We start from the raw sequence: 9,818 nt of genomic DNA on the forward strand, positions 1-9,818 counted from the left end.
TGCAAAAGTAGTTTGCTAAAGCAGCGGTAATTCAGTTGCTTAGACGCTTGATTAGAGATCAACGGCCTGTCACGCCGTGGGCGAGGGTTCGTCTCTTGATAAGAGTAAGTCCGCTCCGTCAACATTACGATAAGCCCTGCTAGCAATAGCAGGGCTTTTCGTATCTGTTATTTAAAGAATGAATAATAGTGACCTGCAAAAGTAGTTTGCTAAAGCAGCGGTAATTCAGTTGCTTAGACGCTTGATTAGAGATCAACGGCCTGTCACGCCGTGGGCGAGGGTTCGTCTCTTGATAAGAGTAAGTCCGCTCCGCCAACGTAAAGACGAAAGCCTATACAGCAATGTAGAGGCTTATTTCGTTTTAGAAATGAATGAATTGTCAGCGAGAAAGCGAAAGTTCAGCTGTGTGAATCTGATAATGTGATTGTTATTAGAGACTGTCGACTCGTCACACGCTAAGACGCACTGGTATAACTCTTGATAAGAGTAAGTTAGCTGCGGCAACATAAAGAATAAAGATCAAAGCCTCTACCGTAGTGATTTAGTGCAAGGTAGAGGCTTTTTTAGTTCTGGAATTTAGTTTTTATTTACTCAATATTAATGCAGAAGTAGAATATTCGGTTGGTCAGGATGTTTTTAGAAACTGCCGACCTATGAGACGTTCGAATTTCAAGATCCAAGAATTAAGGTTCTATTGCAACATGCAGACTTTTTGTTTTTAGCAAATTAAGAAAGTTTTTGGCTTATTGCATCAATCTTGTCTAAATGAAAGTAAAGGCTTTTTGTCATTATGGGTAAAGGCTTTGACTCTTTAACTCTAGTCAATACAGATACAAGTAGTTTCGATTGTACCCAAAACTCACATTTTTAAACAAAAGATGCATTTAATGTACTTTTTTTGATTTAGATGTTTTTATATTAGTGATGAGTAAGATATATTGCTCTTTTAAGCAGGTAGGTGGAAGTATGGATTGTCGTTTAGGTTGTGGTGCATGTTGTATTGCTCCGTCAATTACCAGTCCAATACCCGGCATGCCTAACGGTAAACCTGCAGGGGTTCGCTGTATTCAGTTAAATGACGATAATTTGTGTAAGATTTTCGGCGATCCATCAAGACCTGCTGTTTGCGCAGAATTTACCGCGACAATGGATGTTTGCAGTACATCAAATGAGCAAGCATTGATTTTGATCACTGAGCTAGAAGCTTCAACGTCTTAGTATGTACCTTTAATTAGTTTGGATATGACTTTATGCAACTGACCCGTTATACCGATTATGGCATCCGTATTTTAATGTACCTTGCTGCACAGCCAAAAAGAGAGACTTTATTTCGTATTGCTGAAGTCACGGAAGTCTTTGAGCTGTCTTCTAATCATGTTGCAAAGATTATTCATCATCTGGGTAAGCTAGGTTATATACAAACTTTACGTGGTAAAAGTGGTGGGTTTAAATTAGCAGTGAAGCCTAGTGACATTAATCTTGGTCAGCTTGTTGGTGAATTAGAGCCTTCACTGGCCCCTGTTAATTGCAGTGAACCCTATTGCCGCTTTACGCCAGCATGCAGTTTAAAAGGTATTCTTGCGAACGCAGTTGCTGCATATATGAACGTGCTGAATGACTGCACTTTGGCTGATATCGTTAAGAATGCAGATGAGTTAATGGATACCTTACCTGATTTATCTATCTCAATACTTGAACTGAACTAGTGGCTTTATTACTGATCATTGTTACGGGCAACAGCTTTGAAGTATGGACTAGGCTAATTCCTTCGGCTTCTAAGCGATGTAAATTTTGATTCAAAAAGTGCACTGTTTCAGGATATGGGTGTGCTATTACAACAATATTTTCATCGTTTTTTGCTTTTAGTATGATCTGCTTAAATTGTTTCTCTAGTGCCTGCTCACTGACATCGTTATCTAAAAAAATTTGTCTGCGTAATAATGGCACCTCATGTTGCTGCGCCTGCTCACTGGCAACACTAAAGCGGGTTGTCCTGCTATCGACAAAATACAAGTCCTGCTCTTTTAAGCTTTGCATCAGCCAAGTCATTGGGCTTTCAAGTTGTGTGAGCAAACTGCCCATATGGTTATTTGCCCCTTTAGCATAAGGGATATTGGCAATAGAATCTTTTAGCTGGTGTTTTAACTCTTGCTCATCCATTTCATTCGTTAAACCACCTTGGCCTAGGTTTTTACCATTGAGTGCCTGCATGGGAATATGCAGCATAATTTCATTGCCACGCTGATGGCCTTGCTTTGCAAGTTGCTGACCTAATGGAGTATGAGGTATTACCGAAAGGGTAATGCCGTTTGGTAAAGACAAAACCGCCTCATCGGTTTGACGATAACCAATATCGTCAATGATGATAGCGATTTGGGTTGCTTGAACTGGAGCCGTTAACAGTAAAGCTAAAAGTATCAATATATAGCGCACAAAGTCTGCTTTAATTATGAGTTGTTATCCATGCAATAGCGGAAGAAATTTGACCATCCTGTGGTTCATCATATTGCGCTGTAGTTTGTTCAATTATATCCAGATAATCTGTTTTTAGGATAGCATCATTTGATATTTTAATGTCCGGTTCAATGCCTTTAGTGTGAATGTCGTTACCATCTGGCGTGCTATATTTTGCAATCGTGAGCTTTATAGCGTTGCCCATATCCAGCATGGGGATCAAACTTTGCACCGTACCTTTTCCAAAGCTGGTTTCTCCCACTAGCGTGGCGCGGTTATTTTCTTGTAATGCTGCAGCCAGTACTTCTGATGCCGATGCTGAGCCCTTATTAATAAGTACTACCATAGGCACGCCTTTAAATATGGTAGGTTGCGATGCATAGTAGTTTTCATTTGCATCGAAAAAACGCCCTTCAGTTGAAACAATTAAACCTTTTTGCAAAAACAAATCAGCAATACTGATGGCTTGACTGAGTAGCCCGCCGGGATTGTTTCTAACATCAATAATAAGACCTTTTAATTGCTGTTGTTGCCATAGTTTAGCTTGGTTAATAATGGCATTGGTAGCGTCTTCCTGAAACGAGTTAAGTTGTATATAACCGATATTATTATCAATAATTTTCGCATTAATTGATTTAATATGAATTAGCTCAGGGGCGAGATTAAATAGAAGTGTTTCGTTAGCTTGGCGCTCAATGGTGAGTGTTATTGGTCGCTTGTTGATACTGTGCTGCTTAATCTCGGTAAGTACATCGGTTAAATTGGTTTGATCAATCAGGGTGTCGTTAAGTTGCAGGACCTTATCGCCAGGTTGAATATTAGCGCGGGCCGCAGGTGAGTTGGCATAAGGAGTAATGATAGTGATTTGGTTGTCATCAGTTGCCACTTCAAAGCCGAAACCAAAGTACTGGCCATTATTACTGTCATTAATGCTTTGATAATCGCCAGTATCTAAAAAGCCTGAATAGGGGTCTAGTTTATTGAATATTCCTTCGATGGCGTATTCAATTAAGTCTTCGCGGTCTACTTCATTAAAGTAATAGGTGTGAACTGTATCAATAACATCAAGTAAGAGTGAGTAACTGTATTCAGATTGGGTTTTATAGTGTTGCTCTGAACTGGATAAGTTCAATGAAAATGCAACGCTTACGCCTAATATGAAGCACAAAATATAACGTGTAATTTGCATCATAACTGCCCCTTAGATACCTTGCGGTATAATTAGGGCGTCGATTGTTCAACGATTAAACCTACGGAAGGTTTGATAACCGCCAAAGATTAAATTACTTTATTATTAGCGTGTTATCGACAATATCTCGCTGGGTTAATGGCTTGCCCTTTGTGTCTTATTTCAAAGTATAGGCCAGATTCTGTTTGTCCGCCTGAACTCCCAACAAGTGCAATGGATTCTCCTTTTTTAACGGTTTCGCCAGGTGGAATAAGTAATGACTGCGCGTGACCATATAAACTCATATAGCCTTCGCCGTGATCGATCACCATAACCATACCAAAGCCTCGTAACCAGTCTGAATAAATAACGGTGCCATGAGCAATAGCGGTGATGGTTTGTCCTTCAGGAGCGGCAATTACCGCACCTTTCCAGCTGATTTGTCCTGAGCGGCTACTGCCAAATTTGGACGAAACTCGTCCTTTAGTTGGCCATTTTAATTTACCGCGCAGCTTGGCTAAGCCATCCATTGAGGGGCTATTTTTGGCCGCCAGCACCGCTTGTTCAATAAGGTGTTTTAAGCTGGCTTCTTCAATTTGTAGTTGTTCAAGCTCTGCGCCTTTGCTGGTCAAGGTGCGTTGAATTTGTGCTAAGGTTTGTTGACGTTGTGATTGTTCTTTAGCGAGTTGTTTAGCCTGCTTTTGTTGCTCAAGAATTAAGGAATTAAGTTTTTGCTGTTCATTAACTTGCTCAACTTTAACTAGCTCTAATTGCTCAATAGTTGTTTTTAAACTGGTAATGGCTTTAATACGGGCATTATTAAGGTATTGATAATACGCTAACATCCGCTCAACTGTGGCAGGGTTTTGCTGGTTAAGCATCATCTTTGAATAGTCATGGTTACCGGCAAGGTAAGCGCTAGATAATTGTTTAGATAAGGTCTTTTGCTGCGTAACTCGCAGTGTATCTAAGTTGACTTTTTCAGCATCAAGTTCGCGAAGTTTAGTATTTACCGCAGACAGTGAGTTTTGGGTTTGATTAACTTTTTGAGCAGCATTAGAGATAGCTTGCTCATCTCGCTTTAACAACGAAATGAGCTTTTCTCGTTGACGACTGGTGTCCTTCAAAGAGCTTTGTTGTTGGTTAATCTGAGCCTGAATAGATTTCAGCTCTGATTGACGCTTACCAAGATCGGCACTTTGAACTGATGATGTCAGTATCACCAAGCCAGCAAACATGCTGGCTTTAAACAAAAGTCGTTTTTTCACGAGTGGCTAGTTACTCTTTGAGTTTAATGATTGAACGGCCGGTCATTTCCTGCGGCACTTCTTGTTCCATCAAGGTTAACATAGTCGGCGCAATATCGCTCAATCGTCCACCTGCATCAATGGTGGCTTCACGGCCTACATAAATGAAAGGTACCAACTCACTGGTATGGGCAGTATGAGCTTGACCCGTTTGTTCATTGGTCATTTGCTCAGCATTACCATGATCGGCAGTAATAATGCATTCGCCGCCGACTTTCGCTAGCGCCTCTACTACACGACCAATACAAGCATCGACTGCTTCACAGGCTTTAACCGCAGCATCAAATTTACCGGTATGACCGACCATGTCACCATTTGGATAATTACAAATAATCACGTCATAGTCAGTAGACTCAATGGCAGCAACTAATTTATCTGTGAGCTCGGTTGAGTTCATTTCAGGCTGCAAATCATAAGTTGCCACATCTGGCGACTTAATCAAGGTGCGATCTTCGCCTTCAAATGGCTCTTCTTTGCCGCCATTAAAAAAGAAGGTCACATGGGCATATTTTTCTGTTTCAGAAATACGCAGCTGTTTTTTACCCTGTTTTTGTAAGGTTTCACCTAAGGTATTGACCAGATCTGTTGATGGAAATGCCACCACAGCGTCAATGTCATTAGCATAGTTGGTTAGCATCACGAAGTTGATTGCAGGGGTAACTTCACGTGTAAAGCCAGCAAAATCGGTTTCGACAAAACAACGAGTGATTTCTCGGGCGCGGTCAGCGCGAAAGTTCATGAAGATTAACGCATCGCCATCAGCTAAGCTTGCGGCCTCACCTATGGTCGATGCAGCGACAAACTCATCGTTTTCATCACGTTCGTAAGCGGCGTCTAATGCCGCAACTGCGCTTGGGTAATTAAAGTCACCTTTACCTTGAGCAATTAAGTTGAACGCTTTTTCAACTCGATCCCAGCGGTTGTCGCGATCCATGGCGTAGTAACGACCAATCAATGAGGCTACCTTACCGTGACCCAAGCTTGCAAATAACTCATCAAAATGGATCAAAGAGTTTTTTGCGCTACGAGGTGGGGTATCACGACCATCTAAAAAGGCATGTAAATACACCTTAGTGGCACCGCGCTCAACCGCCATGCGGCACATGGCTTCAATGTGCTCTTCATGGCTGTGAACACCACCTGGCGACATTAAACCCATAATATGCACAGCGCCATTATTGGCGATAGCTTTATCGATTGAAGCGCACAGTGCCTCATTTTGATTAAACTCATTGTCAGCAATGGCTTTGCTAATGCGGGTAAGCTCTTGGTAAACAATACGGCCAGAACCAATATTGATATGACCCACTTCTGAGTTGCCCATTTGACCGTCAGGTAGGCCAACATCCATACCTGATCCGGAAATTAAACTGCTTGCATATTGGGCGGTTAACTTATCTAAAACTGGAGTTTTCGCATGAAAAACCGCATTTTTATGCGTATTTTCACGATGACCCCAGCCATCTAAGATAAGTAATGCCAGTGGACGTTTTGGTGTCGTCATGGGAGTACCTTTAAGTTTTAAAAGAAAAAGTTTTAAGAGAAAGCTAAAATTTTAATGGTATGGATATTACTTCTTTTTCAGCTCCTGAAAAAGAAATTTACCTTTGAAGAGCGGCTCAGTAGAGGCAATTTACGATGAATAGCTTGCCCAGTCACAATCCCGTGCAAGATGAATAAGGCTCAATAACAACACATTTAGTCAAAAACCTGTGAGCTATTGCCCTTAGGATAGTAAGCAAATGCAATGTTTCGTCGTTAAAGTGCTGCCCATGGCACAGTAGAGAAGATGATTAGGCTTGAATTTGCTGCATTATAAAGATGCAATCGGTATACTCTGTGGCTTATTAATTTTAGCCATTTTTAAAGTAGGCAGAGAAGATGCAAGAATATATCGAATTTTTTCAAGCTAACCCTGTATTAAGTATCGCATGGGTTGGTTTATTTGTTGCAGTTGTGGTGATGACCATTAAATCAGCAACCTCAAAAGTGAGCAACGTCAATACTCAAGAACTGACCATGCTAATGAACAAGCAAGGCGCTAAAGTTGTTGATGTGCGCTCTCAAGACGATTACCGCAAAGGTCACATCGTTGACGCTATTCATGTGCCATTAGCAGAAATCAAAAATAATAAAGCGACTGCCCTTGAAAAGTTTAAAACCAGTCCCATTATTACTGTATGTGCTGCTGGAATGACATCTTCGCAAGCTGCTCAACTTCTTGTCGCTCAAGGGTTTGAGAATGTTCATAACCTAAAAGGCGGTATGGGTGATTGGCAAGCGGCAAACTTACCTGTTGTTAAAGGTAAGAAGTAAGATAACAAACTGGTGAGACCCAATTTACCGGGATGGTCTAAAATGTTGTCTAACGGCCACATTTTAGCGACAAGCCCAAATTTACGATTAGCTTCGCAGAAGAGCTAAAAAACATTTGAAGGTAGGAAATCATGGCTGAAGTAGCAAACAACGAAGAGCAAGCACCACAATTCAACATCCAACGCGTTTACACAAAAGATGTGTCTTTTGAAACGCCAAACAGCCCAGAAGTTTTCCAAAAAGAATGGAATCCAGAAGTTAAGCTGGATCTTGATACTCGTAGCAACAAGCTATCTGATGATGTTTATGAAGTGATCCTTTCTCTAACTGTTACTGCACAAAATGGCGAGCAAACTGCTTTCTTATGTGAAGTTCAACAAGCGGGTATCTTCTCTATCACTGGCTTAACTGAGCAACAACTTGCTCACTCTTTAGGTGCTTACTGCCCTAACGTACTATTCCCATACGCACGTGAAACAGTAGGTAACTTAGTTTCTCGTGGTACTTTCCCACAGCTTAACCTTGCTCCAGTGAACTTTGATGCACTATTTGCACAATATGTTCAACAGCGTCAGCAAGAAGCTGCTGCAGCACCAGCTGCTGAAGAAGCAAACGCATAATATATGAATAACACTGCTGAAATTGCGGTTTTAGGGGCGGGGTCTTACGGCACCGCCCTTGCCATTTCTCTTGCAAGAAGTGGCCACAAGACCTTACTTTGGGGTCATGAGCCTGAGCACATGACCGCGTTAACTAACGATCGCGCCAATAATGCCTTTCTACCAGGGATTACCTTTCCTGATAGTCTTGAAATTGAAGCCGACTTAGCCACCGCACTTGCTGCCACTAAAAATGTATTGGTTGTGGTGCCAAGCCATGTGTTTGGTTTAGTACTGCAACAGGCCAAGCCTTTGCTACGAGATGATGCACGCATTGTCTGGGCGACAAAAGGTTTAGAGCCTGAAACAGGTCGATTACTGCAAGATGTTGCTCTTGAGCATCTTGGGGATAAATTTCCATTAGCAGTATTATCAGGCCCAACCTTTGCAAAAGAACTGGCTGCAGGTATGCCAACAGCAATTTCGGTAGCGGGCACCTGCCCAAGCTTCACTAATGATTTAGTGGAACTACTGCATAGCCCGAAACGTTTACGTGTTTACGCTAATGATGATTTTACCGGCTTACAATTAGGTGGCGCAGTTAAAAACGTTATCGCAATTGGCGCTGGCATGTCTGATGGCATTGGCTTTGGTGCCAATGCACGCACCGCATTAATCACTCGTGGTTTGGTTGAGCTAACCCGTTTAGGCGTTGCTTTAGGTGCTGATGCTAATACCTTTATGGGTATGGCAGGCCTTGGTGACTTAGTACTAACTTGTACCGATAACCAATCACGTAACCGTCGTTTTGGCTTGGCATTAGGTAAAGGCTGCGATGTCGATACTGCTCAAGACGAAATCGGTCAAGTGGTTGAAGGCTATCGCAACACCAAAGAAGTTTACACTTTAGCTAAACGTCTTAATGTTGAAATGCCTATCACTGAGCAAATTTACCAAGTGTTATATCAAGGTAAAAGCCCAACAGATGCCGCTAAAGAGCTACTGGGTCGAGACCAAAAGTCTGAAACCATTAGTGAATAGCTAAAGGCATTGTGTAAGTGTGAATGCGACTAAAAGGGTGCTAATATAGCGCCCTTTTTTGTGGCTTAAATATACCGCTTGCTAGCTGATTAACGCTGTCGAGTAGGCAGCGTAAACTGTCACAATAATCGCCCCCAATCATTTTAAAGAGAGTAAGCTTGTGAAACATCATGACGTGATCATTATTGGCGCTGGCGCAGCAGGACTCATGTGCGCCTCTACTGCTGGCTATCGAGGTCGTGATGTTCTAGTGCTAGATAATGCTAAGCAAGCAGGCCGTAAAATTCTCATCAGTGGCGGCGGTCGTTGTAACTTCACTAATCAAAAAGTGGAACCTCACAACTTCTTGTGTGGTAACAGCCACTTTGTAAAATCTGCCTTAGCACGTTACCGTTCAAGTGACTTTATCGAGTTAGTTGAGCGTCATGGCATTGAATATCACGAGCGTGATCATGGGCAGTTATTTTGTAATGACTCAGCTAAAGAAATTGTCAGCATGTTAATGACAGAGTGTGAATGGGCTGGCGCGCAAATACAGCTACGCACTGAGATTGTGTCGGTCACCAAAAATGATGCTGGGCAGTTTGCAGTCGTGACCTCAAACGGTGAGTTTAGTTGTGAGTCACTGGTGATTGCCACGGGCGGCTTATCAATGCCCAAACTTGGCGCATCACCTTACGGTTACAAGCTTGCAGAACAATTTGGACTAAAGGTGTTACCGACCACAGCAGGCTTAGTGCCGTTTACATGGCATACGGAGCAAAAAGCGCGTTTTGAGCCTCTGTCGGGCATTGCGGTGCCAACAACAATCACCGCGCAAGATGGCACTCAGTTTAGCGAAGCATTGTTATTTACCCATCGCGGCTTATCAGGCCCGGCAATTTTACAAATTTCAAATTACTGGCAAGCAGGCCAAAGTATTAGCATTAACCT

10 protein-coding genes are annotated in these 9,818 nt (G+C 42.2%); 6 read left to right on the forward strand and 4 right to left on the reverse strand.

Going from position 1 to position 9,818, the window contains the following annotated elements:
* Positions 1–966 precede the first annotated feature (966 nt).
* Both Q4591_RS19715 and Q4591_RS19720 read left to right on the forward strand, forming a co-directional pair.
* Complete coding sequence (locus Q4591_RS19715) at positions 967–1,218, forward strand: YkgJ family cysteine cluster protein (RefSeq protein WP_102435385.1); 252 nt, start codon at positions 967–969, stop codon at positions 1,216–1,218.
* 32 nt (positions 1,219–1,250) lie between these two features.
* The gene (locus tag Q4591_RS19720; protein ID WP_102435383.1) at positions 1,251–1,706 is read left to right on the forward strand and encodes an Rrf2 family transcriptional regulator; all 456 of its coding nucleotides are present in this window, start codon (positions 1,251–1,253) and stop codon (positions 1,704–1,706) included.
* Here Q4591_RS19720 and Q4591_RS19725 read toward each other — a convergent pair.
* The 4 genes from Q4591_RS19725 to gpmM form a co-directional block, all read right to left on the reverse strand.
* On the reverse strand, positions 1,681–2,433 hold the full coding sequence (locus tag Q4591_RS19725; RefSeq protein WP_102435381.1) for a divergent polysaccharide deacetylase family protein: 753 nt from the start codon (positions 2,431–2,433) through the stop codon (positions 1,681–1,683). The genes Q4591_RS19720 and Q4591_RS19725 overlap by 26 nt on opposite strands.
* Positions 2,434–2,443: 10 nt before the next feature.
* Positions 2,444–3,646, reverse strand: a complete 1,203-nt coding sequence (locus tag Q4591_RS19730) for a S41 family peptidase (RefSeq protein ID WP_102520586.1) — start codon at positions 3,644–3,646, stop codon at positions 2,444–2,446.
* Positions 3,647–3,756: 110 nt separating this feature from the next.
* A complete protein-coding gene (locus Q4591_RS19735) occupies positions 3,757–4,890 on the reverse strand; it encodes a murein hydrolase activator EnvC (RefSeq protein ID WP_198589350.1) in 1,134 nt (377 codons plus the stop codon).
* A 10-nt stretch (positions 4,891–4,900) separates the two neighbouring features.
* Positions 4,901–6,433, reverse strand: a complete 1,533-nt coding sequence (gene gpmM / locus Q4591_RS19740) for a 2,3-bisphosphoglycerate-independent phosphoglycerate mutase (protein ID WP_102476992.1) — start codon at positions 6,431–6,433, stop codon at positions 4,901–4,903.
* Positions 6,434–6,810: 377 nt separating this feature from the next.
* Here gpmM and Q4591_RS19745 point away from each other — a divergent pair, with 377 nt between their 5' ends.
* The 4 genes from Q4591_RS19745 to Q4591_RS19760 form a co-directional block, all read left to right on the forward strand.
* On the forward strand, positions 6,811–7,245 hold the full coding sequence (locus Q4591_RS19745) for a rhodanese-like domain-containing protein (RefSeq protein ID WP_303462540.1): 435 nt from the start codon (positions 6,811–6,813) through the stop codon (positions 7,243–7,245).
* A gap of 131 nt (positions 7,246–7,376) precedes the next feature.
* Positions 7,377–7,865 carry a protein-export chaperone SecB gene (gene secB / locus Q4591_RS19750; RefSeq protein ID WP_102435374.1) on the forward strand — a complete coding sequence of 163 codons (489 nt, stop codon included), beginning with the start codon at positions 7,377–7,379 and terminating at the stop codon, positions 7,863–7,865.
* A 3-nt stretch (positions 7,866–7,868) separates the two neighbouring features.
* Positions 7,869–8,885 (forward strand): NAD(P)H-dependent glycerol-3-phosphate dehydrogenase, encoded by a 1,017-nt coding sequence (gpsA, locus tag Q4591_RS19755; RefSeq protein ID WP_102435372.1) that lies wholly within the window; start codon positions 7,869–7,871, stop codon positions 8,883–8,885.
* Positions 8,886–9,045: 160 nt separating this feature from the next.
* Positions 9,046–9,818, forward strand: a 773-nt coding sequence (locus Q4591_RS19760) for an aminoacetone oxidase family FAD-binding enzyme (RefSeq protein WP_303462542.1), incomplete at its 3' end; no start/stop codon positions are given.

Source organism: Shewanella sp. 3_MG-2023 (assembly GCF_030548765.1).
Lineage (GTDB): Bacteria > Pseudomonadota > Gammaproteobacteria > Enterobacterales > Shewanellaceae > Shewanella.